Origin of the sequence: Gordonia rhizosphera NBRC 16068, from assembly GCF_000298195.1 — a bacterium.
In the GTDB taxonomy this organism is placed as follows: Bacteria; Actinomycetota; Actinomycetes; order Mycobacteriales; family Mycobacteriaceae; genus Gordonia; species Gordonia rhizosphera.
In genome coordinates this window covers 1-24,142 of the sequence record NZ_BAHC01000117.1, presented here as the reverse complement: position 1 = coordinate 24,142, position 24,142 = coordinate 1, and the positions used below count along the sequence as shown (strand labels likewise).

General features: G+C 66.7%; 26 protein-coding genes and 1 pseudogene. 16 read left to right on the top strand and 11 right to left on the bottom strand.

Annotated features, from left to right (window positions below):
- Nucleotides 1–35: 35 nt before the first annotated feature.
- Genes GORHZ_RS13370 through GORHZ_RS13360 form a run of 3 tightly spaced genes read right to left on the bottom strand, consistent with a single transcriptional unit; the run spans nt 36 to nt 2,193 of the window.
- Complete coding sequence (locus GORHZ_RS13370; RefSeq protein WP_006333801.1) at nt 36–968, bottom strand: NADP-dependent oxidoreductase; 933 nt, start codon at nt 966–968, stop codon at nt 36–38.
- A 30-nt stretch (nt 969–998) separates the two neighbouring features.
- Nucleotides 999–1,688, bottom strand: a complete 690-nt coding sequence (locus GORHZ_RS13365) for an NADPH-dependent F420 reductase (protein WP_006333799.1) — start codon at nt 1,686–1,688, stop codon at nt 999–1,001.
- Nucleotides 1,689–1,716: 28 nt separating this feature from the next.
- Nucleotides 1,717–2,193 carry a winged helix-turn-helix transcriptional regulator gene (locus tag GORHZ_RS13360; protein WP_006333798.1) on the bottom strand — a complete coding sequence of 159 codons (477 nt, stop codon included), beginning with the start codon at nt 2,191–2,193 and terminating at the stop codon, nt 1,717–1,719.
- A gap of 241 nt (nt 2,194–2,434) precedes the next feature.
- On the opposite strand from GORHZ_RS13360, the gene GORHZ_RS13355 reads away from it, so the two are divergent.
- Together GORHZ_RS13355 and GORHZ_RS32240 are read left to right on the top strand one after the other, a co-directional pair.
- Nucleotides 2,435–3,265 (top strand): amidohydrolase family protein, encoded by an 831-nt coding sequence (locus GORHZ_RS13355; protein ID WP_006333797.1) that lies wholly within the window; start codon nt 2,435–2,437, stop codon nt 3,263–3,265.
- 26 nt (nt 3,266–3,291) lie between these two features.
- Complete coding sequence (locus tag GORHZ_RS32240; protein ID WP_083877292.1) at nt 3,292–3,591, top strand: pentapeptide repeat-containing protein; 300 nt, start codon at nt 3,292–3,294, stop codon at nt 3,589–3,591.
- Nucleotides 3,592–3,638: 47 nt separating this feature from the next.
- Here GORHZ_RS32240 and GORHZ_RS13345 read toward each other — a convergent pair whose 3' ends face one another.
- From GORHZ_RS13345 to GORHZ_RS13335, 3 genes are all read right to left on the bottom strand, one after another.
- Entirely contained in the window at nt 3,639–5,846 is a 2,208-nt protein-coding gene (locus GORHZ_RS13345) for an MMPL family transporter (RefSeq protein WP_006333795.1), read from the bottom strand.
- A 74-nt stretch (nt 5,847–5,920) separates the two neighbouring features.
- Complete coding sequence (locus tag GORHZ_RS13340; protein ID WP_006333794.1) at nt 5,921–6,835, bottom strand: dienelactone hydrolase family protein; 915 nt, start codon at nt 6,833–6,835, stop codon at nt 5,921–5,923.
- Between the two features lie 137 nt (nt 6,836–6,972).
- On the bottom strand, nt 6,973–7,404 hold the full coding sequence (locus GORHZ_RS13335; RefSeq protein WP_040531833.1) for a VOC family protein: 432 nt from the start codon (nt 7,402–7,404) through the stop codon (nt 6,973–6,975).
- A gap of 273 nt (nt 7,405–7,677) precedes the next feature.
- On the opposite strand from GORHZ_RS13335, the gene GORHZ_RS13330 reads away from it, so the two are divergent.
- Entirely contained in the window at nt 7,678–8,046 is a 369-nt protein-coding gene (locus GORHZ_RS13330) for a TraR/DksA family transcriptional regulator (protein ID WP_006333792.1), read from the top strand.
- A 122-nt stretch (nt 8,047–8,168) separates the two neighbouring features.
- Here the strand turns inward: GORHZ_RS13330 and GORHZ_RS13325 are convergent, their stop codons facing one another.
- Nucleotides 8,169–8,909 (bottom strand): type 1 glutamine amidotransferase, encoded by a 741-nt coding sequence (locus GORHZ_RS13325; protein ID WP_245551415.1) that lies wholly within the window; start codon nt 8,907–8,909, stop codon nt 8,169–8,171.
- A 214-nt stretch (nt 8,910–9,123) separates the two neighbouring features.
- Here GORHZ_RS13325 and GORHZ_RS13320 point away from each other — a divergent pair, with 214 nt between their 5' ends.
- From GORHZ_RS13320 to rsgA, 5 genes are all read left to right on the top strand, one after another.
- Complete coding sequence (locus GORHZ_RS13320; RefSeq protein ID WP_006333790.1) at nt 9,124–9,720, top strand: HD domain-containing protein; 597 nt, start codon at nt 9,124–9,126, stop codon at nt 9,718–9,720.
- 118 nt (nt 9,721–9,838) lie between these two features.
- Nucleotides 9,839–10,114 carry a hypothetical protein gene (locus GORHZ_RS13315; RefSeq protein WP_006333789.1) on the top strand — a complete coding sequence of 92 codons (276 nt, stop codon included), beginning with the start codon at nt 9,839–9,841 and terminating at the stop codon, nt 10,112–10,114.
- Entirely contained in the window at nt 10,030–11,031 is a 1,002-nt protein-coding gene (locus tag GORHZ_RS13310) for a TY-Chap domain-containing protein (protein WP_373279605.1), read from the top strand. Before GORHZ_RS13315 ends, GORHZ_RS13310 begins: the two co-directional genes overlap by 85 nt.
- Nucleotides 11,032–11,288: 257 nt before the next feature.
- A complete protein-coding gene (locus tag GORHZ_RS13305) occupies nt 11,289–11,582 on the top strand; it encodes a hypothetical protein (RefSeq protein WP_006333787.1) in 294 nt (97 codons plus the stop codon).
- A 414-nt stretch (nt 11,583–11,996) separates the two neighbouring features.
- Entirely contained in the window at nt 11,997–13,052 is a 1,056-nt protein-coding gene (gene rsgA, locus GORHZ_RS13300; protein WP_006333786.1) for a ribosome small subunit-dependent GTPase A, read from the top strand.
- 40 nt (nt 13,053–13,092) lie between these two features.
- Here the strand turns inward: rsgA and GORHZ_RS13295 are convergent, their stop codons facing one another.
- Nucleotides 13,093–14,118 carry a potassium channel family protein gene (locus tag GORHZ_RS13295; RefSeq protein WP_006333785.1) on the bottom strand — a complete coding sequence of 342 codons (1,026 nt, stop codon included), beginning with the start codon at nt 14,116–14,118 and terminating at the stop codon, nt 13,093–13,095.
- 209 nt (nt 14,119–14,327) lie between these two features.
- On the opposite strand from GORHZ_RS13295, the gene GORHZ_RS13290 reads away from it, so the two are divergent.
- The 5 genes and pseudogenes from GORHZ_RS13290 (at nt 14,328) to GORHZ_RS13275 (ending at nt 19,708) form a co-directional block, all read left to right on the top strand.
- Nucleotides 14,328–15,392 carry an alpha/beta hydrolase family protein gene (locus GORHZ_RS13290; protein WP_040531822.1) on the top strand — a complete coding sequence of 355 codons (1,065 nt, stop codon included), beginning with the start codon at nt 14,328–14,330 and terminating at the stop codon, nt 15,390–15,392.
- Between the two features lie 52 nt (nt 15,393–15,444).
- Nucleotides 15,445–16,344, top strand: a pseudogene (locus tag GORHZ_RS32235) (alpha/beta hydrolase); the annotation flags it as partial.
- A 42-nt stretch (nt 16,345–16,386) separates the two neighbouring features.
- Nucleotides 16,387–17,109, top strand: coding sequence for a UPF0158 family protein (locus GORHZ_RS32230; protein ID WP_373279604.1), 723 nt, complete (start codon nt 16,387–16,389; stop codon nt 17,107–17,109).
- A gap of 10 nt (nt 17,110–17,119) precedes the next feature.
- Entirely contained in the window at nt 17,120–18,124 is a 1,005-nt protein-coding gene (locus GORHZ_RS13280) for a YihY/virulence factor BrkB family protein (protein ID WP_040531845.1), read from the top strand.
- A 165-nt stretch (nt 18,125–18,289) separates the two neighbouring features.
- The gene (locus GORHZ_RS13275; protein ID WP_006333780.1) at nt 18,290–19,708 is read left to right on the top strand and encodes an MFS transporter; all 1,419 of its coding nucleotides are present in this window, start codon (nt 18,290–18,292) and stop codon (nt 19,706–19,708) included.
- A 122-nt stretch (nt 19,709–19,830) separates the two neighbouring features.
- Here the strand turns inward: GORHZ_RS13275 and GORHZ_RS13270 are convergent, their stop codons facing one another.
- On the bottom strand, nt 19,831–20,697 hold the full coding sequence (locus GORHZ_RS13270; protein ID WP_006333779.1) for a Cof-type HAD-IIB family hydrolase: 867 nt from the start codon (nt 20,695–20,697) through the stop codon (nt 19,831–19,833).
- Between the two features lie 60 nt (nt 20,698–20,757).
- Here GORHZ_RS13270 and GORHZ_RS13265 point away from each other — a divergent pair, with 60 nt between their 5' ends.
- Nucleotides 20,758–21,630, top strand: coding sequence for a D-hexose-6-phosphate mutarotase (locus tag GORHZ_RS13265; RefSeq protein ID WP_040531842.1), 873 nt, complete (start codon nt 20,758–20,760; stop codon nt 21,628–21,630).
- A gap of 34 nt (nt 21,631–21,664) precedes the next feature.
- Here the strand turns inward: GORHZ_RS13265 and GORHZ_RS13260 are convergent, their stop codons facing one another.
- Both GORHZ_RS13260 and GORHZ_RS13255 read right to left on the bottom strand, forming a co-directional pair.
- On the bottom strand, nt 21,665–22,018 hold the full coding sequence (locus tag GORHZ_RS13260) for a cupin domain-containing protein (protein ID WP_006333777.1): 354 nt from the start codon (nt 22,016–22,018) through the stop codon (nt 21,665–21,667).
- A gap of 57 nt (nt 22,019–22,075) precedes the next feature.
- A complete protein-coding gene (locus GORHZ_RS13255; RefSeq protein WP_006333776.1) occupies nt 22,076–22,873 on the bottom strand; it encodes an alpha/beta fold hydrolase in 798 nt (265 codons plus the stop codon).
- Between the two features lie 274 nt (nt 22,874–23,147).
- On the opposite strand from GORHZ_RS13255, the gene GORHZ_RS13250 reads away from it, so the two are divergent.
- On the top strand, nt 23,148–23,954 hold the full coding sequence (locus GORHZ_RS13250) for an alpha/beta fold hydrolase (protein WP_006333775.1): 807 nt from the start codon (nt 23,148–23,150) through the stop codon (nt 23,952–23,954).
- Nucleotides 23,951–24,142: VOC family protein (locus tag GORHZ_RS13245; protein WP_006333774.1), on the top strand; the 192-nt coding region annotated here is incomplete at its 3' end. The genes GORHZ_RS13250 and GORHZ_RS13245, both read left to right, overlap by 4 nt.

Sequence of the window (24,142 nt, the reverse complement as noted above, 5' to 3'; positions counted from 1 at the left end):
GAGGTGCGATGTGTGGTCGCTTTGCGCGCAGTGCATCACACGTGCGGATTGTCCGACAGGTCGAGGACGAGCTTGCCGCGGGCGTGTGCGGCGTCGAGACGCCGGTGGGCCTCGACGATGTCGGTGAAGGGAATCGCCTCCACGGGGAACCGCAGGGAACCGTCGACGACCGCGGAGGCCAGGCGGGCCAGTCGCTCCTTCGAGCGCTGCACGCGCACCAACGGAATGCCGTGGGACGATGCCGTTTCCGGTACGAGGGTGATCGCTCGTCCGCCGGATGCGAGCACGGATTTCGCGATATCACCGGCCTGCGCGGAACCCGCCAGATCGATCGACACCGTGACAGGTCTGGTCGCGGCATCGCGGATTCGGTCGGCGAGTCCGGCACCGTAGACGACGGGAACAGCCCCCAGCTCGCAAAGGTGGTCCTGATTTGATGCGCCGGCGGTTCCGATGACGGTCACGCCGTCGGCGACGAGAAGCTGGGTCAGCACGGAGCCGACACCGCCGGCCGCGCCGTGAACCACGGCCACGTCTCCCGCCCGTGCGTCGACCGCCTCCAGCGCGGTGACCGCCGACTGGCCGACGCCCGACAGGCCGCCTGCAACCGTCCAGTCCAGCGTTGCGGGCTTGTGCAGGAGCTGGCCCGGGGCCGCGTCGACGAGGTCGGCGTCGGCGCCGGAGACGCCGAAGCCGATCACATCGTCACCGACCGCGAAATCGTCGACCCCGGCGCCGACAGCGACGACGGTGCCCGCGAATTCGGTACCCGGGATGTACGGGACGGATCCGCCGAACGACCCGGAGCGGATGCGGGCGTCGACCGGGTTGAGTCCACCGATCCGGACCGCGGCGCGGACCGTGCCGGCAGCCGGTGCGCCCGGTATCGAGAGATACTCGATTCCGATCGCCTCGGGTGGCCCGAAACGGCGGACCACCGCGGCGCGGAAAGTGTTGGGAGCAGACATCGCAAGTCCTCCTAGCTGTCAGGTCTCGTGTCAGCGGGTGGCGACGAGTTCGTCGCCGGCCAACGCACGGAATTCGTCGGCGACCGGCCGGGCGCGTCCGTATCGGCCGGTGACGGTGTTGAACATCCCGCCGATCTCGATGTGGCGCGAGCGTGAGATGTCGCCCGCATACCAGGGCAGCCAACCGGTTTCGGCCAGCAGTGGCCGCACGAGGGCGGCGGTGTCGTCCGAGTCGGCGAGGAAGGGCAGAACCGCGAGTGGGTCATGGTCGGCCGTCGACATGATGAAGTCGGTGGCGAGGTTCGAGAAGGCCTTCGCATGTCCGACGCCCGACGGCAGTAGGGTCGCGACGAACTGGCCGGCGGAGCCCTGCGCAGGCCAACGCGCGACGATGCCGCGCGGGGTGACGTCGAGGGGGTTCGAGACGTCGAGCAGCACCTTGCCCTCCAGGGCCGAGCCGAGCTGCCCGATCACCTCACGCTGCGGGCGGTCCCACAGCGTCGTCAGCGCGACAACCTGCTGGCCGGCCACGGCAGAGGTGACATCGTCGGCGACGGTGACCGCGGTCCCGGGTCGGGCGAGCGTGGCGACGGTGTCGGCTGCGAGGCGCGCCTTGTGTGGGTTGTGATGGTAGAGGGTCACGTCGACGCCGTGGGAGGCGAACAGACCGGCGATTGCGGTGCCGTGGCGACCCGGGCCGATGATGGCGATAGAAGACATCAATACTCCTTCAAGAGATCCGTTGTGGTCATTCGGCTGCGTCGAACTTCGTCCTCGCCACAGCGACGCGGGGCGCCAGCTTCATCACGACGAAGACGAATTCGCTTACAGCAGTGCATATTTCGATCCCGATGTCGGTGAGCACGTACTCCTCACGAGAGCTGGACACCGAGATGGGTCGGCGCTCGACGAGACCGTCACGTTCGAAGCGCTGCAGCGTCTGCGACAGCATCCGGTCGTTGATGCCCGCGACGCGACGTTTGAGCTCGCTGTAACGCATCGGCCCCTGCCGCAGGGCGATCAGCACCGACATGGCCCACACGCCCCCGACAGTTGCGAGCGCACTGCGGATACTGCCCGCCCCGTCGCACAGGTCCTCGATCTCGACGAGACGGTCGGCGCGGGCCGCGATGCGATCGGCGGCGGCCCCGGAACGGGCAGCCCGTTCCGAATCCGATGCGGTTGCCTCGGAACCGTCGGCCTCGAGTGTTTCCTTGCCTGACATCGCCGCACCTCCGATTTGCTCTTGATTCAAGAGTATAGGGAGTTACTCTCAAATCAAGAGCAAATGCCCGGTTTGAGTTGTGGTGTCCGTCACTGCGCGGTATACGACGCTGTCCAACCTGTGACATCACGCCACGAAGTCCTGAGGAGCGACGGCGATGGTGTGTTCGCCCCTACGCCTTGATGCCAGCCGCCGGCTGCGGCAGCCTGGATCACGTCGGCGATGCAAGGAGACACGCACCATGACCATCGACGTGTGGATGCAGCACCCGACTCCTCGGTTCTCCCAGCACGATATGTTCGACTCACTTCGCCGATGGACCGGACAGGAACCTCTCAGCGAGGAACTACCGATCGCGTTCACTCTCGCGGCGATGGATCAAGCGCATGTGGACTTCGGCATGCTCAGCGCCTGGCACTCGCCACGCGAAGGTGAGTTGATCTCCAACGACGAAGTCGCCGCGGTGGTGGCTGCGCACCCGGACCGTTTCGCCGGGCTCGCCGCCGTCGACTTGTTCACGCCGATGCAGGCGGTACGCGAATTGCGGCGGGCGGTATGCGAACTCGGGTTCAAAGGGCTTCGGGTGGTGCCGTGGTTGTGGGAGGTTGCGCCCACCGACCGCCGCTACTACCCGCTGTATGCCGCGTGCGTCGACCTCGGTGTGCCGTTCTGCACGCAGGTCGGGCATACCGGTCCCCTGCGTCCCTCCGAGACCGGCCGCCCGATCCCGTACATCGACCAAGTCGCCCTTGACTTTCCAGAGCTGACCATTGTGGCCGGCCATGTCGGGTACCCGTGGACCGAGGAGATGATCGCGGTCGCACGCAAGCACGAGAACGTTTACATCGACACCTCGGCCTATACCACCAAGCGACTCCCGGTTGAGCTCGTCAACTTCATGCGGACCAACACGGGAAGCCAGAAGGTCCTGTTCGGTACGAACTATCCCATGATCAACCATGCTGCGGCTCTCGCCGGCCTCGATGAGCTCGGCTTGGATGCGGCCGCGACCAACAGATACCTCTCCGACAATGCCGCGCGCATCTTCGGCCTCGGCGCAGCTTCCACATGATTGCCGTCTCGGGACGCGGAGAACACGTGGACCTGTCGGGCGCGGATCTATCGGGTGCAGATCTGTCCGGTGTAGATCTCTTCGGCGCCGACCTATCTGGCGCAGAACTGACCGGCGTACAGGTGGCCGGTCAGCCCGTGACCCCCGCGGAACTGGTCGCCAGGACCGGCGCGGTCGCTCCCAGCTTGGGGAGCACCTCACGGGAACGTGAGATCGCCGAACTTGTCCATGCAGGCCTGTCGAACGCCGAGATCGCAGCTCGACTGTTGGTGTCGGTACGCACCGTCGAGGGCGACATCTACCGCATCGCACGGAAAATGATGTGAGCGGCAATATCTTCCGCGGCTGATGCCATCAGCCGGTCCAAATTGCACTATGCGGGGCGAGCGTGGGTCCTTGCGTGCTCCGGAGCGGGTCGAGATTCGTCGATCGCCGTCGTCGTTCGGTGCGCGCTGTCGAGCGACGGCACTTTTCCCAGCCACTTCGGCCAGTACCAGTTGAAGCGACCGAGGATTTCCATCGTGGCGGGTACCAGCAGCATCCGCACGATTGTCGCGTCGATGAATACTGCGGTGGCCAGCCCCAGACCCATCGCCTTGAGGCCGCGATCATCGAAGAAGACGAAGCTGGCGAACACGCAGACCATGATCGCGGCAGCGGCGGTGATCACACGCGCGGTCGCGGCGAGCCCTTCGGTGACGGACGTCGTCGGATCTCCGGTGGCGAGGTAACGCTCTCGGATGCGGGAGACCAGGAAGACCTCGTAGTCCATAGCGAGACCGAAGGCGACGGCGAAGAGCACGATCGGCACCCAGGCCTCGGTCGGTCCGACCTTGCCGACGCCGATGAGTTCCATCCCCCAGCCCCACTGGAAGACCGCGACGATCACCCCGAATGCGGCACCGAGGGACAGAAGGTTCATCACGATCGCCTTCGTCGGGATGACGATCGACCGGAATGCCAACGCCAACAGCAGGAATGAACAGATGAGCACCGCCGCGATCATCAGTGGGAGCCGATTGAGGGTCAGTTCGGCGAAGTCGCTGGCGCCGACCGCCACACCTGTGAGTTCCACGGGCAAACCGGGATCCGGTACGAGATCGTTGCGGATGTGATGGACCAGATCGAGTGTCTCCAGGTCCTGCGGGCCGGTGGTCGGGGTGACCGACAGCATCGCAACCTGGTTGCCATCGACACGACCCAACGGTATCGGCGGACTGACCGAGGCCACACCGCTCGTGGTCTCGAGGCGGGTCGCGAGCGTGGTGAGCTCCTGGATATCACCAGCACTGCCAGGAAGTTCGGTGACGAGGAAAAGTGGGCCGTTGGCCCCGTCCCCGAATCCGCGGGCCAGGTCGTCGTAAGCGATTCGGGTGGTGTCCTCGGCCGGCCGATTGCCCGCGTCGCCGAACCCGAGGCGCAGGTCGAGGACCGGAATGGACAATACGATCAGGATCGCAAGTGCCACCAAGACCCCACCCCATGGGTGCCGCTGCACGGTCCGGCTCCAGCGTTGGGCGAGCACACCGTCGGTACCCGGTCGGGTTCGCAGGCCCGGTATCGCGAGCTTGTTCACGCGGGTGCCGACGATCGCGAGCAGCGCCGGCAGCAAGGTGAGGGCGGCCAGCATCACGGCGAGCACGCCGGCGCATCCAGCGAGTGTCATCGTCGGCCCGATGACGCCGCCCTGGGTCAGCAAACCGGCTATCGCGATGGTGACGGTCGCTCCGGCGAAGGCCACCGCGCGACCGGCGGTGTCCATTGCGGCGACGACTGCGTCGGGCACCTGGACGCCGTCGGCCAGTGCGGCGCGGAACCGGGTCAGGATCAGCAACGCGTAGTCGATACCCACGCCGATCCCGAGCATCGCGGTCAACGACACGGCGAAGCTCGGGGTGTCCACGACGTTCTGGAGCAGGATCAACACCGACGCACCGACGCCGACGCCGAACAGCGCGGTCAGCAGTGGGAGGCCCGCGGCCACCAGCGTGCCGAACGCGATGAGCAGGATGATCATCGCCAACCCGATGCCGATCGCCTCGCCCATACCTGCCGGAGCTTGTTCGGCGAACCAGTCACCGGCGAAGTTCACGCGGGTGCCCGGGGCGCCGAACTGCGCGGCTGCGTCCTTGATCTCGGCGACGAGATCGGCCCGCTCGCTGTCGGAGTCGGCTGGGACCGTCAGGGTGGTGTAGCCGACGGTTCCATCGGGTGAAATCGCCGTATCGCTGGACACCCCTGGTGCGTAGAGGTCGGCCATCCGAGTGTCCGGGTCGAGGACTGTTATTCGTTCGCGGAGGTCATCGACCTCAGCGTGAACGACCGGGTTGCGTACTCCGCCGGGCACGGATGGATCGGTGGCGACGACCACTCGTGCTTCGTCTGCCGCCGATCCACCGGCCGCGCCGTTGAGAGTCGCCAGCGCACGGCCGGATTCGGTGCGTTTGTCGTCGGCGAAATTCGTGATCGAGTCGCCGCCGAACATCCCAGCCAACACGAAACCAGCCAGCAGGGCCACCACCCACGCGCCCACCACCGACCAACGATTGCGTACCGTCCATCCCGCTAGCGACGTGAACATGTCATCGATCGTTCCGCATCGACACCGCGCAGGATATGGGGGAAACCCCCCAAAAAATGGTCCCTCTGGGGCCCTCAGTCCATGTGTTCGGCGAACCAGTCTTGCAGCCGCTGCCAGGCATCGGCGGCGGCCGCCGGGTTGTAGCGCGGCCCGGTGTCGTTGAAGAAGGCGTGGTTGGCGTCGGGCTCCACCACGAGTTCGTTGACCATTCCTGCTTGGTCGAGCGCCTGCTGCGCGGTGGCTTGGGTGGCGTTGACCCTCTCGTCGAGCGCGCCGTAGAAGCCGAGCACCGCGGCCTGACGAGACCCGGCGAAATCCGGGCTGTCCGGGGCGGGACCGTAGAACGGCACGGCGGCGGCGATGCGTGGTTCACCCGCAGCGAGCAGGCGCCATGTCACCCCACCGCCGAAACAGAAGCCGACGACGGCGAGCGGCATGTCCGGTAAGCGGTTGGCGGTCTCGCCGAGGCCGGACTGCACATCGGCGACCAGTCGTTCGGGGGCGACCTTGCCGAGCGCGGCAGTCGCCGCGGCGGGGTCGTCGAATGTCGCGGTGCCCCCTTCCTCGGACAGCAGGTCGACCGCCAGCGCGGAATAGCCGATTCCGGCGAGCCGGCCGGCGACCGAGCGGACCCAGTCGTTGAGCCCCTTGTTCTCGTGGATGACCACCACGCCGCCGTGTGGATCGGCGGCGGCCGCCCACGCACCCTGCAGTTCGCCGTTCGGTCCCGCCCAGGTGATCGGCTCGGTGGCCACCGCGCTGTCCATTCCCGGCGCGTCCGTGCGGGCACTGCCACTCGTGGCCGGCACTGCGCTGCTGGTCGTCGCGGTCACGTCGTCGTTGCCGGCGCAGGACGCGAGCAACGACGATGCGGCGATGGCCGACAGGCCCAGCAGTCCCAGTCGGCGCAGTGCTTCGCGGCGGGACATCAATCCGTCGGCGTGATCGGTGGCGATCTCTTCGGCGATGTAACGCTGGAGTGGGGTCATGTCCCCGAGTATGCTCCTGCGCACCGGACATCGCGGCAACTTCTCGCAGGCGCCCGGTGCCCGTCATGGCCAGGTCCGCAGCACTCGGTCCGGCCTGTTCTGCCGAGTTCGCGATGCACATCGTAGGCGCGCGGGAGTCAGTCGGTCCCGGTGCGTGTCTCCTCAAATACCCAGGGCGCCAGAACAACTTGCCAACCATCGGGGTCCTCGAAGAGGACCGCGCCGTGTTCGGGCCAGTACGGATTTGCGGCAGGGACCGGGCTGTGTCCACGTTCAGTGAGACGCCGAGTCGCGGTCTCGACCGCCTCGGGACCTCGGAGGTAAAGCACCAGTTGGTTTTCCGGATTCGGCTCGGGGATGTGGTCGCCATGGCGAAGCAGTTCCATGTGCACCGGGGCGCCGGGTAGGCCGAACACGACGCCGTCGTAGCCGTCGTGGTCACGCCACTCTGCGAGCACCGACAGGCCAAGATCGTCGCCGTAGAAGGTCACTACATCGTCGAACTTGGCCGTCGGTCGAGCGAAGCGGACGGCACCGACGTCAAGGTGAGAAGGCCAGCTTTCGGACATGAACCGATGGTGATACCAGCCGCTGACGATTGCGAGCGTTTTCGAACGGATTCTTTCATCGTGACCCGTGGCGATGTGGGATCGGTGATCACCGCAACGAGAGAAACGACCGACTGGTGCTCGGTGGCATTGCGTCAACCGAACATCCGGTCCTTGGAGTCCGCGAGGTCCGAGCCCGGGACTACGGGCGCATGCGCACTCCTCGGGCGCTGCGACGTCGGGCGCAGCGTAGAAAGGAACGATGGATCGGGACCAGCGTCAGGGCGCATCACCGTGAGCACGCCCGACCGCGCGTCGCGGGAGGCGCTGATCGCCGAACGGGGGCGGACGGTGGCGTTGCTCGACTCGATGTCTGCGCGACTGGCCGCGGTCATCGATGCGACCGCCGACGAGACCGCCGACGACGAGCACGACCCAGAGGGGTCGACACTCGCGGTGGAACGCGGACACCTGGTTGCGCTGATGGATCGGTCACGGGTGCGGCTCGAGGAGATCGACGCCGCCCTCGATCGCCTCGGCCACGGGGCGTACGGCCGCTGTGAAACCTGCGGGACGCCGATCGACCCGGAACGGTTGGAGGTCCTCCCGGCCGCTCGGCAATGTGTCAAATGTGCGATGGGAAACCGAAGCGGGCGGTGGTGAGAGCCGCCAAGAAGAGAATTGGTAGAAAAAACCCGCTGATTCGCTGGTCGCCGACGGCGCTGCGGTGATCGTGGAGACATCATCGGGGCGTGGTGCGGTGTTCGCCTACCGCTCGGCGCGGGTCACAGGACGGTCGACTCCCCCAGACCGGCGTGGTCGAGGAACCGCTCGAACAGCAGATCACAGTCGCGAGCAGCGATTTCGGCGTTGGCGGCGATGGCACGGGCCAGGCCGCCGAGATCCACCCCATGGTCGGACATGTCGCCCTTCGTGCCCGAGAACCCGTCCCGCCAGGCGGCGAAGCACTCCGGACTGATCTCCGGATGGAACTGCACGCCGAGGTGCGGTCCGCTCACGAAGGCCTGGACTCCCGCATCGTTCTCGGCGATCACGTCGACCACATCCGGCAGGCTGATCGTGTCGTAGTGGTACTGCATCCACGGTCCCGTGGCCACCAGTCCGGGGCGAGTCGTGCGTACCGGTGTGAAGCCGTGTTCGGGGTGTGCGCTCGGGGCGACCCAACCGCCGAGCGCGGCCGCGAGGATCTGACCCCCGAAGCACACCCCGAGAATCGGCACCTCGGTGGCCACCGCGTCCTGCAGGTACTGCCGCTCGGGCTCCACCCAGGCCAGGGTCTCATCGTGCACCGAATCCGCGGACCCGGTGACCACGATCAGGTCGACCTCTCCGGGTGCGGGCAGGGCCTCGCCCTCGTCTGCGGCGCGGATCTCTACCAAGAACCCGCGGCTCTCCATCGCCGGCAGCAACGTCCCCACGATGGCGCGCCGATACTCCGGCAACACGTTGTGCACCAACGCCAACGCGCGCCGGTTCACCCCGTTCTCAGCAGATCGTTCTCCCACAGCGTGCACCCTACCGATCGGTGGATCGGATCAGGAACGTGATGATGTGGTTGCTGCGATGCCTGTCGACCAGACAGGCGAGCTTGCGGTCGATCTTGGGCTCGCCCCTACCCCGGACGAACACCTCGACGCCTGGTGATCTTCTCCACACGACTCGACCCAATTCCTTACTCGGGAGTAACATAGGGGTCCGAGAAGGTCGGGAGGATGTGTCATGGAAGGTCACGCGGGCGCGTATGAACTGATTTGGTCAGCGGAGTCGCTGTCTCGAGAACTCTTGGCGCCCTTGCCGTCACGGATGCTGCACACGGAGGGTGTGGCGTCGACAGCGGTGGCCCTGGCGAGGACGGTCGCGGTCGAGGACCGCCCCGTGCTGATCGCTGCGGCGTGGTTGCACGACGTCGGGTATGCGCCGCGGCTGCAGTCCACCGGATTTCATCCGCTCGACGGCGCTCGCCACCTCGAGTCGTTGGGGTGGCGGCCGGAGATCTGCGCTTTGGTGGCACACCACTCCGGAGCACGCTTTGTCGCCTCCCTGCGGGAGCTGGGCGAAGATCTTCGCACCTTCGAGTTCACCGAGAACGCATTGACCGATGCGCTGACCGTTGCCGACCAGACGTCGGGACCTTGCGGAGAACCCCTGACCTTGGATGAGCGCATGCGCAACATGTTGAGGCGTCACGGCCCCCGATCACTCAACGCCCGCGCCCATGCACGTCGCGAACCCTACTTCCGCTCGGCGTGGGCGCGTGTTGCGACGCGCCTTCTGTCTATCGACGACGTCGTCGTCGATGCCCCCATCGCCGTCTGACCCTGGCGATCGAGTTCCCTCAATGTCGCCGATCATGGCGATCGCCTCGAATGTCACAGCCCTGCCCTACCCTGACAGCCCCACGAACCATCCGGTTCCACACACGTCAGGAGCAGCCATGCCGGAGATGTCGTTCGACGACCAGATGCAGTCGGCCTGGATCGACTACGGCCTCGAACTCTCCGCACGGCTCAGCGCGATGCGGCCCGGCGATGTGGTGACCATCGCGCAGCCGATCGACGAGGTCAGCGAGAGCCCGCATGGCCAGGTCACCTTCACTCTCACCGGGGTGGGCGCGTCCGCGCCACCATCGACGACGCCAGCCTGCCCATATCCCGCGACTCGTCTGAAGATGCGGTGCGACAACTCACCTACCGTGGTTGGCGACGCCTGAGGGACGGCACACTCATCGCCGAGGCGTCCGTCCGTGAGCCTCGTCGTGTCGCGGTGTTGGCCACCCTCGCGCTGCAGGACGTCTGGCAGCTCGTGCACCCGGCGTTCCTCCGCGACCCCTCGACGGCACCCAAGGAACCGGTCGCGCCCGCAGCGCCGGCCATCGAGGAGACCGTGCAGGTCGACGACCCTGATCAGCTCCGCGACCTGATCGCCGCGTTCCTGTCATCAGTCATGGGAGCCGAAGTCAAACCCGCCGGCGGCAGCATCGAACTCCCGGTCATCGAAGGCATCCGCTCCTGGGTGCGGGTGGGTCTGTCCGGGCCCACCGTGGAGTGCTTCGCGCGCCTCGTGCCGCTGTCTGATCGGCATCTGCTCTGGCAGATCGTCGGCCACCTCGGCGAACGCTGGCGTGGATTCTCGCTGTACCTGTCCGGCGGATACCTCTGCGCCCAACGCGAGATCGAATGTGCTGCATTCCATCCCGACAATCTGCGCAACGGTTTGCGGGAATGGCAGCATTTTCTGGCCGACGGTGGGCGAGGCATCATCGACCGGGTTGTCGCCGAGTCGTCGGCCACGGGGTTCGTCGACGAGTCCGCGATCCCGGAGCGTCTGCGTGATGTCATCACGCAGTCCAAGACGCGCGTGTTGTCGTCATCGGACGTCGCTGACCTGTGCAGCCGTGACACCAACCTCATCCTCGAATACCTGCGGATATGCGATCACCAGTTGGTCGCATGGACCGAACGTGCCACGGATTCCATGTCGCAGCGCGCCCGCGGCGATGTCCGTGATCGGTTCCTCGAGGCCGGTACGTGGCGTTTGACCGGTGACCTCCTGCGTTCGGCGCTTCGGCTGACGGTGATACAGAACCAGCGCAGAAGGCAGGGGCCGATCAGACCCGACAAGTCTTGACCCCTCACACATGCGTCGGCCGACACCATCCGTTGTCATACGTTTGACTCTCGATCTCAAAGCCTCGGTGTGGGAAAATCAATCAGAAGTCACGAGCCCGCACTCCGGAGGATAGGTGGCATTCGCGCGGGACAAGTGAGCGAGCTGACTACTCGATGTCCGCAACAGAATGGTCGGTCGGGATGTGTTGAGACCGTTGGAGATCGGACAGTCAGTGATTTGATGTCAGCTTCACAGATCTCGAGAGGACAGCAGCCATGACCACCACTATCCGAAAGATCGCGGTCGGTGTCGCCCTCGGCGCGGCGGCATCGCTGGCCCTGGCACCGACGGTATCGGCGGCCCCACTGGATGTCACCACGACCGCGCCGAACAACGTGGACACGATCATCCGAATCCCCAATCTCCCGGTGCCTCTTCTCCCGGTGCCTCTTCTCCCGGTGCCGCTGCTCCCGGTACCGCTCCTCCCGGTACCGCTGGTCCCGATCTTCCCGTTCCCCGACGCTCCGAAGACTGTTTGCATCACGATCTTCTGTGTTCCAGTCGACTGAATACGGTGAGCGGAGCCGGTGAGAGGCCAGATCTCTCAACTTGACGTGGGGCTCGGGGTGCCCGTCACGCGCGATCTGATGCACGAAGCCGCCAAACTCGATGTGCCGTTACTGCTATGAGCCTTGTCATAGCAGTGCTCGAGAGACACTGTTAGGCTGGACGACGCAGCGACGACCGGGTCTGCTGCAGAGACCGAATCAGGTGAGTTGATGTTTGTCGCGGAGACCACTGCCATGAGCGGTGCCCGAATCATCCTCACATCCCGGGCCTCCTCCTGACCTACACTATCCGTCCTCCCCTCGCGGGAGTCGGTCGCACGTGCCGTCGGGAAGGCCCCTATCCCCAAAGGTCTCAACGTGTTTCAACAACCTGATGCTCAGCAATCCACTTCTTCTCCGGCACGCGTACCGACGATGGCCGACTACGGCTGGGACACCGAACGCGAGGAGGCATTCGCGGTCCTCCGCTCCGACGGGCTGGTGCCCGGCCGGGTCGTGCGGGCCGAGCGCGGTCTCTGCGAACTTGTCACCGAGTCCGGACCGGTCCGGGCGGCGGTTCCACTCTCCTCGGACATCGAGGACCGGCTGATGCCGTGCACCGGTGACTGGGTAGCGCTACGCCCGGCCACCGCCGCCGACTCGGCCGTCGTCGTCGAGGTTTTGCAGCGACGGACCGCCGTGGTCCGCTCCACCGCCTCGCGCACCTCCCACGGACAGGTCCTGGCCGCGAACGTCGACACCGTCGCGGTGGTGGTCTCGCTCGCCGATCCGATCCGACTCGGTCGGATCGAGCGGATACTCGCCCTGGCCTGGGAGAGCGGCGGCACACCGGTGGTGGTGCTCACCAAATCCGACCGGTGCGCGGATACGGGGCAGGCGGCGGCCGAGGTGGCCGAGAGTGCGCTGGGTGCGCAGGTCTTGGTCACCAGCGCCGAGACCGGCGAGGGTATGGACGCTCTCGACGCCGCGCTGTCGGGCACGGTCGTCTTGCTCGGTCCCTCCGGGGTGGGCAAATCCACCCTCGGCAACCGTCTGCTGGGCGAGAACCGCCTGGCCACCGGATCGGTACGCGCGAGCGACGGCAAGGGCCGCCACACCACCGCCTGGCGGGAGCTGGTGCCGCTACCCCACGGCGGGGTCTTGCTGGACACTCCGGGTCTGCGTGGCGTGGGCCTGCACGAGGTCGACGAAGGTCTGGACCAGACCTTCGCCGAGATCACCGCATTGGCCCAGGACTGCCGCTTCGCCGACTGTGCCCACACCGTCGAGCCGGGTTGCGCGGTCCTGGCCGCCGTCGAGTCCGGCGAGCTGACCGGGCGGCGCCTCGACAGCTACCACCGGCTGTTGCGGGAGAACGCCTATGCCGCTTCACGAACCGACGCACGGCTACGCGCCGAGCAGGAAAGGCCCAAGAAGGACATCGCGCGCATGCGCCGGGCCATCAACCGGTCCGGCAAGCGCAACGGCTGACCGAGCAACTCGCACCACACCTGCGCTACCCCGTGACCGGTCACATCGGGTGGTGCGGGTAGAGGTGCCAGCGCTCCAGTTCGGAGAGGAAGACGTGCGAGCGGCCCAGCAGACCGGCCAGCGCCGCACGGTCTGGTGGGTCCTCCGCCGATTCTCCGGTCACGTCCGATGCGGCCCGCCGCAGGTCGGCGAGCCTGCGGTCGACCTCGGGGTGGTCGGAGCTCCAGTCCCCGTCGGAGTCGCCGCCGGGATGGTAGCGCTTGCGGAAGTGGTCGATGACCCGCGTGAGCGCGATGTCCAGAATACAGCCGTGCCAGCGTGCGGACGGCAGCGTGTTCAGGGCTATTCCGAAGCGAAGCTGCAGCGAGATGAGGCTCGCCGCGTGAATGGCGGTGGTCAGTGACGCGTCCGGGTCGCGGGAGTGGAAGTAGTAGAGGATCGGAAACCGCTGGGTGCTCTCGTCGAGCTGGATCAGGTCGCGTTGCAGCGCCTGCAGCCTCGACACACCGCCGTGGACAATCAGCTCCGCGGCGTCGTGATCGTTGTGGACGCAGGCCAGTTCACCGGCCATGACACGGATCTCGGAAGCGCGCGGATACACCGCGAGCACGTAGGCGATCGCGGCACCGAACACCGCCAGCCCGCCCGCGGATTCGGCCACGGTCAGCAAGCGCAGGAGGTCGGTTTGGGCGACCAGGTCGCCGAAGCCGACCGTGGTCAACGAGGCGCCGCTCAGGTAGAGGGCATCGGGTAGCCCCTGCGCGACCGATTCGTCCGGTGAGGCGTAGCCGAGCTGGTCGGGGTGGCCGGCGTAGACCAGCGCGAAACCGAGCCACAGCCCGAGAACCCAGCCGACGAGCTGCGCGAGCATCATCGTCGGCGCCGCATAACTGACGATCACCTCGCGGTGAAGCCGCGTCGCCGCGGCCAGCGACACGCGCCAGATTGTCCGCATCGTAGTCCGGCTCAGCGGTCCGCTGCGTGTCGGGTGCAAGACGGTCAACAGCAGATCGGTGGCGGTCAACGCGATCAGCACCACCCCACCGACGATGACCGCGATCACCATGGGGTACCTGCACGTGTCCCGCCTACCAGGGCCATGCGCCAGAACTTACGCCGAGTCGGACCGAGACGTATCGCAACCCGCGCGCGTGCTGAAACAATCCGCGATCTCTCGGGGTCGACATTCCGTAGAATTCGTGCGGTGGCCGCCCGAAAAGATCGGTCCCCCGTATGAGCGCACCGGCCCGCAGTAACCGAGCAGCCGGTGCGGAGATGGCTCCGGCCACCGCCGCTCTGCATCGGGCCATGTCCTATGCCCGGTTGACCGATGGCGGGATGAACCCCGCCGACGCACGCATCCTGCTCGCCGAGACCGCGGCGGGCGACGACTGGACGCAGACCGCCTCGTCCTTGTCCGACCGGCGGGCCGACGCGGCGGCGCTTGCTCTGGTGCGGGGACAGCACCGCACCGCGGAGCTGATGCAGCGCTGGGCCGTCGGTGCGGCGCTGTTCGCCCAGATGGCCGAGAACACCGACACCGATCTGAAACGATCGCTGTACGGTCGCTATGTCGATCAAACCCGACAACTCGCCGCGCTGCCCACGCCCGTACTCGAGCGGATCGAAACTCCTTACCGTACTGGACGTCTCACCGGCTGGTTGCGGCTACCGCGGTCCGGCTGCGCAGAGGCCACCGTGATCATGTGGGGCGGTCTCACCGGCTGGGGTGCCGCGTATCTGCGATCTGCAGACGCGCTGGCCGAGCGAGGTGTCGCCTGTCTGCTCGCCGAGGGGCCAGGGCAGGGTGAACCACGCCTGCGCGACGGACTGCACGTCGACACGGACACGGTCGCGGGATTCGCCCGGTTCGTCGACGTCGTGGCGGCGGACCCGCGAATGGGCGATGCGATCGGCGTCCAGGGCAACAGTTCCGGCGGCTTGTTCGCCGCTCACCTCGCCGCCATCGATGACCGGATCCGGGCCTGCGTCGTCAACGGTGCCCCGGCCGCACCGACGCTGCCCAGATTCCGGTCGGCTCGGGAACAACTCGCCGCCGAAGTGGGCACATCCGACGACGACGAGATCAACTACATCCTCGCCGGGCTGCGGTTCGACCCGCACAGCCATCCGATCCGGTGTCCCGTCCTCGTGTTGCACGGCGGAAGCGATCCGCTTGTCGCCTCACCCGACCTCCAGCAGCCGTTCGTCGACGCCGCCGGAGACCGCGGAGAACTGCGGATCTGGTCCGATGGCGACCACGCCCTGCACAATCATGCCGAGGAACGCGACGCCTTCACCGCCGACTGGTTTGCCGGTCACCTGATGGCGTCGCCCTGACGGGGGTGCGTCCCACTTCGGATAGGAGTACAAGAGATTCCGAGGAGGACACATGCAGTTCGCTACGAGCACATTCATGGTCCCGGTGTCGGACACGGACATTGAGGAGACGATGACCTTCTACCGTGCATCACCTTCCGGCCGTGGACCGAGCAATGCGCAGGAGCTTGCGCAGGCGCGCGCCACGCGGGCGTCGTCGCCGTCGGCGGGTCCGGTGATGGTCGGGATGGCCGAGTCGGGTGGGCGCAGTGTGCCGACGAGGATCATCGTGCCCGAGGGCGGGTTTCGTGGCGTGCACCTGAACCTCCACGGCGGCGGCTTCTACATGGGGTCCGCCGCCGCCGACGACGCCCGCAGCAGCCGGCTCGCCGAGGCGCTCGTGGTCGTCGTGGTTGGTGTGGACTACCGACTCGCCCCCGAACACCCCTGGCCGGCCGCGCCCGATGATTGCGAAACCGCGGCGCTCTGGCTGATCGACCGCGCCGAAGAACTGTTCGGCACCTCGAGCATCACCGTCGGTGGATTCTCCGCTGGTGCCACCCTGGCCGTGACGACGCTGTTGCGGTTACGCGAGCGCGGGATGGCCCAGCAGGTGGCCGGCGCCGCGCTGCAGTTCGGCACCTGGGACCTCAGCGGCACCACACCCGCGGGGCGCCTGATCGCGGACGAGTATTTCCTCGACGCCTACGTCGGCCACGTGACCGATCGCACCATCGCGGACGTCTCCCCCATCTTCGCCGACCTCGCCGGCCTGCCGCCGACGTTGCTGATCGTCGGCGAACGCGACATCCTGCTCGAGGACACCATGACGATGGCCACCCGCCTGTCGCTGGCCGGCGGGGACGTCGATCTGCGTGTCTACCCAGTGTCGCCGCACGGCTTCACGGCCCATCCGACGCCGGTGGCCGCCGCCGCCGTCAACGACATCACGACGTGGCTCGGCGAACGCCTCGACCTCGACGACGGCACGCACTCCGTGGCCACGCCGCAGTCGATGCCCGACGACCGCGAGCACGCGATGGCGTGGGACGACGCCTCGATAACGGCGTTGCGGATGGCCGTGGCCTCGGGCGGTCGCGTGTTGGTTGATCTGTTGCGGGCGAGCGCATTTCAGGCGGTCTTGCAGTTCGTCGCTGACGCGTTGATCGCGGCCGTCGAGGACGGCGTGACCGGTGCCGATGCGGTGGCCACCGATGTCGCCGCCGCGCTGCGCGTTCGCGACTGGAGTGGCGACCTGGAGTTGGCCGAGCAGATCGACGCTGCTCTGACCTCGACCACGCCCATGCTCCGACCCCTCACCGTCGATCTCGATGAGTTGTCCTCCCTGTTGGAGGGCGACATGGCCTACGGCGGAGGCCGCATCGACCTTCAGACCGGGCAAACCTGGCCGGACAACGTCTTCGAGGTCATGGACAAAGAGATGTTCGACGACGAAGCCCTGGACGATCCCGATCGTTGGTTGTTCGTGGAGTGCACCGGATCGCGTGCCGGCTACAGGGATATGGAGGACTTCGTCGATTCGGTGGTCGACGAGGACTTGGCGGAGAAACTCCGCATCGCCCTGATCGGGAGAGGCGCGTTTCGCCGGTTCAAAGACGTTCTGTTTTCATCGACGGACGAGTACGCCCGGTACCACCTGTTCTCCAAGGAGCGCAAGGCCGGGCGTGCTCGTAGCTGGCTCACAGACCGGGGGTATCGCGTTCGTGTCGGGCGTTGACGACGGCGCGGTGTCGCTGTCGGTTCGCATCGACAACTTTCAGCGCCGATACCCGAAGAGTGGTTTTCCGCTGGCCGTAGCCTACAAGTTCTTCGACGACCAGGGCGGCTATCTCGCCGCCCTCATCACCTACTACGGATTCATCTCGCTGTTCCCGCTGCTGTTGGTATTCAGCTCGGTGCTCGGTTTCGTGCTCGACGGCAACCCGGAACTCCAGTCGCGCATCGTCGACTCCGCGCTCTCCCAGATCCCGGTCGTCGGCTACCAGCTGGGTGAGACAGGACAGATCAGCGGGAGTGCGACCGCGGTGGCCATCGGCGTGGTCAGCGCGGTCTACGGCGCGCTTGGTGTCTCCGTGGCGATACAGAACGCGATGAACATCGTGTGGGCGGTGCCGCGCAACGACCGCCCCAATCCCATACGGGTGCGAATCAAGGGTGCGGGGCTGCTGTCCACGGTCGGGATGGCGGTCATCGGACTGACCGTGCTCAACGGTGCGACCGCCGCGATCGACATCGGTGCCGACGGACGGGTACTCGCGTTCGTCGGGTCGTTGCTGCTCTACAGCGCGGTGTTCGTCATCGGGTTTCGGTTCGGTACGGCCCGATCGGTCAGCATCCGCGATGTGTTACCCGGTGCGTTGGCCGCCGCGGTCGGGTGGCAGGCGTTGCAGACCTTCGGCACCGTCTTCGTGCAACGTGTCATTGCCGATGCCAGTGCCACCAATGCGGTTTTCGCGGTCGTTTTGGGCCTGCTCGCCTTCCTGTATCTCGCCGCGGTGATGGTTGTCGTGTGTCTCGAACTCGATGTGGTGCGGGTCGACAGACTCTATCCGCGGTCGCTGCTGACCCCGTTCACCGACAACGTCATCCTCATGCCCGGAGACGAGGCCGCGTACTCGGCGCAGGCGCGGGCACAGCGCAGCAAGGGTTTTCAGGAGATCGACGTGACCTTCGACAACCCTGCGGGTGACCTTGCGCCCGAATCTCGCGCCGACGACGGTGAGAGTCGGTGACGTGACGGGCCTCCCCCTCTCTGGGGGGTGCCGGAGTTGTCCGAATCGCTTCAAGATGTGATCTGCCCCTCAGCGAGCGACGGCTGTGACCCACGACCGACCCGTGACCCGTGGGGCTCGCCGAGGCCGACCCGCCTCGACTCCCTGTGAAGACAAGGACCCCGGATGACGACGATCCCGACCACCCCGAACACCCCCGCTCCACAGCCCCCACCGCAACGTACGAGCCTGCGCCGAGTCGCGGCAGCCAGCTCGATCGGCACGACGATCGAGTTCTACGACTTCTTCATCTACGGGACGGCCGCCGCGCTCGTGTTCCCCACGGTGTTCTTTCCCGCGGCCGACGAGGTGACCGGCACCATCGCATCCTTCGCGACATTCGCGGTGGCCTTCTTCGCCCGCCCGGTCGGGGCAATTCTGTTCGGTCACTTCGGAGATCGCATCGGCCGCAAGCGCACCCTGGTGTGGACGCTGCTCATCATGGGTGTGGCCACCGTCGCCATCGGACTGCTTCCCGGCTACGAGACCGGGGTGTTCGGATTCGCGGAATCCGGGATCGGCATACTCGCACCGATCTCACTGGTGGTGCTTCGGTTCCTGCAAGGCTTCGCCGTCGGCGGCGAATGGGCGGGCGCGACGCTGCTGACCGCCGAGTACGCACCCCCGGGAAAACGCGGAACATATGCCATGTTCCCGCAGCTCGGGCCGGCCTTCGCATTCTTCCTGTCGAGCCTGACCTTCCTGATCGCCAACCTGACGCTGGGCGAGAAGAGCTCGGCCTTCCTCGACTACGGTTGGCGGATCCCGTTCATCCTGTCGTTCGCGCTGGTAGCCGTCGGCCTCTGGGTCCGTCTGGCGGTGGCCGAGACCCCGGTGTTCCGGGAGACGCAACGCAAGCAGGCCGACCGCCCCGCATCCGGACAGCCCGCCTTGCCCTTCCGTGACGCCGTCCGCTACCAGTGGAAGGAAATCCTCATCGCGGGTGGCTCGCTGGCCAGCCTGTTCTCGCTGTTCTACATGGGCACCGCGTTCATGACCAGCTACGGCACCAAGACACTCGGCTTGTCGCGGACGTTCGTGCTGACCACGGGCATGGTGGCCGCGGTGGTGTTCGGGCTGTCCATCGCCGCGTCGGCGATGTGGTCGGACCGAATCGGTCGACGGCGAGTGATCATGACCTCGTGCCTGGTCGCGGTCCCGTGGGTGCTCGTGCTCTTCCCGATCCTGCAGAGCGGCAGCGGAGTGGCGTTCGTCGTCGGATTGATCGGCACCCTGCTGATCTTCGGCATCGCCTACGGTCCGGCCGGCGCCATGCTCCCGGAACTGTTCCAGGCGCGCTACCGCTACACCGGAGCGGGTATGGGCTACAACCTCGCGGGAATCTTCGGCGGCGCGATCCCGCCGCTGATCGCGGCACCCCTCATCGCCGGTCCGGGTGCGCTCTGGGTGGGCGTGATGCTGGCGGCCCTGTCCGCGGTCAGTGTGGTCTGCACCTACCTCGTGGTGGAGACCAAAGATCGCTCGATGCAGGTGGATTCGACCGAACACCTCGATGCGTCGGCGCAGCCGGCCTCGGTGGGCTGATATCGGACCGCACCTGTGAGGATCGAGACCGTTGAGCCACCCGCAGCCGCGGGTGGCTCAACGCTTTCGACTGCGGGGGGCCAGCAGAAGACCAGAGTGCGCAATGGAGTCGATGAACGAGGTCATAGGCTGTCGCTGTGCGGGAGTGCGGGTTCGAGGTCCGGCAGGCCCAGCGCGGCCCGGACGGTGCGCACCACCCCGTTCTCCGCGTTGGACGGGGCCACGTACCGGGCGGCGGCCAGGATGCCGGGATGCGCGTTGGCGACCGCATAGGACCAGTCGGCGGTGTCGAGCATCGCCAGGTCGTTGAGATAGTCGCCGAAGACCATCGTCTGGGCGGGTGTGATGCCGAGTCGCTCCTGGACGGCGCGCACGGCAGCCGCCTTGTCGACGCCGGGCGCCATCACGTCGAGCCAGTTGCGGCCGGAGACGACAACCTCCATGTCACCGCCCAGCGACTTGATGGCCGGTGCGGTCACGTGCTCGATGTTGCCGAAGTCGAAGATGGCGACCTTGACGAGTTCGACGTCGACCGCAGCGAGGTCGTCGACCACTTCGTGCGCGACGTAGTAAGGCTGAACCTGCTCGAGGAATGCCTCGTCGCGGCGTTCGATGAACGCGCCGTCCGGTCCGCACAAGACAACACCGAGGTCGGACCGCCCGGCCGTGAGTTCACGCGCCCGGGCAAGCACCGCCGCGACGACTCCCTCAGCGAGTGGTGTGACCCGCAGGTGCTCGCGGTCGCGGGCGACGACGGCGCCGTTCTCGGCGATGACGACGAGACCGGGCACCGCATGGCCGAGTTGGTGCAGCAAGGTCGCCGCTTGACGGCCACTGGCCGGGCTGAACACGATGCCGCGCTCACCGAGATCGTCGAGCAGCGGCCACAGCGATTCCGGGATCTGTTTGGCGTCGTCGAGCAGGGTGCCGTCCATATCGCTGACGACGAGCCGGACGTCGGTGGGCACGGGAGGAAGCGGAGTAGTCATCGTCGACAATCATCCCAAACGCGGGGTGGGCGTATGCGGATGATGTGCCATGCTGGGACCGTGACCACATCGGGCGACATCGACGGCGTGCGACACGGGTCGGTTCACGGCCTCGACGCGATCGTGGTGGAGACTCCGCATTCCACGGCCGCGATCTCGGTGTTCGGCGGGCAGGTACTGTCGTTCACCCCGGCGGGCGCGGGCGAGGATGTGTTGTGGGTGTCTCCCCTCGTCAAGTCTCCCCCGACCCCGATCCGCGGCGGGATCCCCGTGTGCTGGCCGTATTTCGCGCGCGAAGGGCAGGGCCGTGACGTACCGTCGCACGGCTATGCGCGCACAGCGCGGTGGGCGCTGATCGCCGGTGGCAGGACCGATTCCGGTGATTGCGAGCTCGAATTCGCACCCGAGGGACTTGATCATCTCCGTCTGGAGCTACGGATGACGGTGCGGGTGGGAGCCACCCTCGAGCACGGCCTGCACACGCACAATCCCGGCGCCGAGCCCGTCTCGATGACCGAGGCGTTCCACAACTACTTCCGGGTGTCCGACGTCTCCAGCGTCCGGGTCTCCGGTCTCGACGGACTGTCCTACCTGGACCAGTTCGACGACATGAGATCACATCCACAGCACGGTGATTGGATGTTGCCGCGCGAGGACGGACGCAGCGACCGGGTCTACCCGGGCGCCGGTGGTGTCTACCGGATCGTCGACCCGGGGCTCCGACGCGCAATCGAGGTGTCCGTGCGCGGCGGACGTTCCGCAGTGGTGTGGAACCCGGGCGAGGACGGGGCCGCCGGAATGACCGACGTGGGTCCGCATTGGCGTGATTTCGTATGTGTGGAGGCGGCCAACGTCGGGCCGGACGTCGTCGAGGTGCCCGCCGGCGCCGACCACTCACTGTGGCAGACGATCTCGGTGACCACGATCGAGTGAAACCGGACGCGCATCCGATCTGTTCCGGGTGCGATCAGCGCGGTCGGTCCTGTCGGACGATGTCGATCGAGATCTCCACCGCGGGAATCGATCCCCTGTTCTCCAGCCAGTGTCGGGTGTTCGCATCCTCGGGCCAGCCCACGCCAGGGCCGTAGTCCGTGTCGACGCCGTCGCGATGGTCGGTGATCGTGCCCTGCAGGATGTAGACGACGCCGGGTCTGTCCTTGTGGTCGTGCAGCGGACCGAAGACTCCTCCGGGCTCGATGGTCACCATCCGCATGCGGAGTTGCCGCCCGGCCATGCCCTCGATTTCGGGGCCGAGGTCGAGGGCCGTGAGAAGTTTGGTTGCAACACCTTTCGTCTCGGTTGCTGCCTGTTCGTCGCCCATCGCACTCTTCTTTCTGCGTGTCGGTCTACGGTGTCGTGGATCGCCCCGGGGCCACGGCTATGACGATCGTGTCCCGAGCGCCTCGAGCACGACGTCGGCGGCCGACGGCCGGAACTCGTCGAAGTACGCATGGCGCGCGCCCTCGAACAACACCACCCGACCTCGCGGGATGCGGCGCTCGAGCAACTGCGCGTTGCGTGACGGAATCAGCGCGTCGTCGGTGCCGTGCAGGATGAGCGTCGACGCCTCGATGGACGGGAGCACGTCCCATGCGTCGTGTGTAGAGCTGGCCCGCAGATGAGCCTGACGGTCGGTCGTTGTCATCGTCGGGTCGCCGAGCACGTGGTAGGGACCAGCATGTGTCGCGATCCATTGTCTGGTGTACATCAGACTCAGGAGATAGGGCCGCGCGTCGGGCGCCATGAGTCGACGCCGCACGGCCACGTCGCTGTGCAACGCGTGCTCACCTCCCGGCGTGGTACAGCCGAGGACCAGCATGTCGACTCGCTGCGGTGCCAGAACCGCCAACCATTGGGCGACGCGGCCTCCCATGGATGTTCCGTACACCGAGAACCGGTCGATGAACAGCGAGTCCATCACGGTGAGTGCATCCCGGGCGAACAGTTCGGTGGCGTAGCGCTCCACTCCCGACGAACTTCCGCCCGTTCCCCGATAGTCGAAGGTCACGGTCGTGTGGTCGTGTGCGAAATCGGCGCGGGCGCGGTCCCACCAGTGGTGACTGTTGGCCTGGCCGGAAAGCAGCAGTAGCACGGGACCCGATCCGCGCACCTGGACCGACAGGCGAGCGCCGTCGGGTGTGCGCGCCGACTGGTGGTATTCGGCGGTGACCACCATGTCAACCTCCCTCCGACCGGACGGGTGCATCGCCCTGGATTCGCCGGGGCCCGGTCACGTGCTTCCGGGCCCGCAGGGGCAGGCTTTTCACGGTAGTCGGTCGCGACCGGACCGACCAGCAGTTCTGTCCCGAAAGGTCAGTGGTCCTGCGATGTCCCGGGCTCTTCGTCGGCCGCATACCGGCGGGTACATCGCCTCAGATCAGCTCGTGCCGTGTGTATCGTCGGGCAGAATGCGTCACGATGCGCACCACGAGCGGCGTACCGTCGGACACGTGGACGCAGTCGAGGTCGACGGCCTGCGGATCGCCTATCGACGCCAGGGGTCCGGCGATCCGCTGGTGATCCTGCACGGTGCGTTCGAGGATTCCCGCGTGTGGCTCGACGATATGCGTCGGCTCTCCGAACATGTCGACGTCATCGCGTGGGATGCCCCCGGATGCGGTGCATCCGACGACATTCCCGCGGGGTGGACGTCACGCGACTGGGGCCGGGTGGCGGCGTCGTTCATCCGCGCACTCGGGCTGTCGCGGCCTGCGGTCGCCGGGCTCTCGTTCGGCTCGATCGTTGCGCTTCTCCTGGCCCGCGACCACCCCGAGCGTGTCGGTGGACTCGTCCTCATCGGCGCATACGCAGGCTGGGCCGGATCCCTCGATCCCGACGCGCTCGAGGAGCGGTTTGCGCAGGCGCGCTTCATGATCGAGCACCCGGTCGAGGAATGGGCGGACGAGTTCCTGGTAAGTGTCTACTCCCCGACCGCAGACCCCGCGCGCCGCGACCGCGCCCGGCGGTTGCTCGACGATTGGCGTCCCGAGACGACGCGGGCTTTGCTCGACGTTGCGTCGCTCGATCTGCGGTCCGCGCTGCCCTCGATATCGACACCGGTCGTCGTGGTCCGGGGTTCCGATGATGTGCGCAGCCCCCACGAGGCGGCGGTCTCGCTATGCGACCGGCTACCCGACGCGCGGCTCGTGGAGCTCGACGGCGCGGGCCACGACTGCGCAGGCCCGGACCTCGACGACGTGCTGGTAACGGCCGCGCACACGGCCGCGAACCTCGAGCTCAGGGAGGGTTACCGATGACCGTCGAACTCAACCACACCATCGTCAGCGCCACCGACAAACACGCGTCGGCGCGGTTCCTCGCGGAGATCTTGAACGTGCCCGAGCCGCAACCGTTTGGGCCGTTCCAGGTCGTTCAGGTCGGTCGGACATCGCTCGATTACGCCGACGCCGCGCATGTGACGCCGCAGCACTACGCGTTCTTGGTC

What these genes read in the sequence shown, in the direction of transcription:
- GORHZ_RS13370 (WP_006333801.1), bottom strand. Translation starts at nt 968, where the DNA reads ATGTCTGCTCCCAACACTTTCCGCGCCGCGGTGGTCCGCCGTTTCGGG.
- GORHZ_RS13365 (WP_006333799.1), bottom strand. Translation starts at nt 1,688, where the DNA reads ATGTCTTCTATCGCCATCATCGGCCCGGGTCGCCACGGCACCGCAATC.
- GORHZ_RS13360 (WP_006333798.1), bottom strand. Translation starts at nt 2,193, where the DNA reads ATGTCAGGCAAGGAAACACTCGAGGCCGACGGTTCCGAGGCAACCGCA.
- GORHZ_RS13355 (WP_006333797.1), top strand. Translation starts at nt 2,435, where the DNA reads ATGACCATCGACGTGTGGATGCAGCACCCGACTCCTCGGTTCTCCCAG.
- GORHZ_RS13345 (WP_006333795.1), bottom strand. Translation starts at nt 5,846, where the DNA reads ATGTTCACGTCGCTAGCGGGATGGACGGTACGCAATCGTTGGTCGGTG.
- GORHZ_RS13340 (WP_006333794.1), bottom strand. Translation starts at nt 6,835, where the DNA reads ATGACCCCACTCCAGCGTTACATCGCCGAAGAGATCGCCACCGATCAC.
- GORHZ_RS13335 (WP_040531833.1), bottom strand. Translation starts at nt 7,404, where the DNA reads ATGTCCGAAAGCTGGCCTTCTCACCTTGACGTCGGTGCCGTCCGCTTC.
- GORHZ_RS13320 (WP_006333790.1), top strand. Translation starts at nt 9,124, where the DNA reads ATGGAAGGTCACGCGGGCGCGTATGAACTGATTTGGTCAGCGGAGTCG.
- GORHZ_RS13315 (WP_006333789.1), top strand. Translation starts at nt 9,839, where the DNA reads ATGCCGGAGATGTCGTTCGACGACCAGATGCAGTCGGCCTGGATCGAC.
- GORHZ_RS13305 (WP_006333787.1), top strand. Translation starts at nt 11,289, where the DNA reads ATGACCACCACTATCCGAAAGATCGCGGTCGGTGTCGCCCTCGGCGCG.
- rsgA (WP_006333786.1), top strand. Translation starts at nt 11,997, where the DNA reads ATGGCCGACTACGGCTGGGACACCGAACGCGAGGAGGCATTCGCGGTC.
- GORHZ_RS13295 (WP_006333785.1), bottom strand. Translation starts at nt 14,118, where the DNA reads ATGGTGATCGCGGTCATCGTCGGTGGGGTGGTGCTGATCGCGTTGACC.
- GORHZ_RS13290 (WP_040531822.1), top strand. Translation starts at nt 14,328, where the DNA reads ATGGCTCCGGCCACCGCCGCTCTGCATCGGGCCATGTCCTATGCCCGG.
- GORHZ_RS32230 (WP_373279604.1), top strand. Translation starts at nt 16,387, where the DNA reads ATGCCCGACGACCGCGAGCACGCGATGGCGTGGGACGACGCCTCGATA.
- GORHZ_RS13275 (WP_006333780.1), top strand. Translation starts at nt 18,290, where the DNA reads ATGACGACGATCCCGACCACCCCGAACACCCCCGCTCCACAGCCCCCA.
- GORHZ_RS13270 (WP_006333779.1), bottom strand. Translation starts at nt 20,697, where the DNA reads ATGACTACTCCGCTTCCTCCCGTGCCCACCGACGTCCGGCTCGTCGTC.
- GORHZ_RS13260 (WP_006333777.1), bottom strand. Translation starts at nt 22,018, where the DNA reads ATGGGCGACGAACAGGCAGCAACCGAGACGAAAGGTGTTGCAACCAAA.
- GORHZ_RS13255 (WP_006333776.1), bottom strand. Translation starts at nt 22,873, where the DNA reads ATGGTGGTCACCGCCGAATACCACCAGTCGGCGCGCACACCCGACGGC.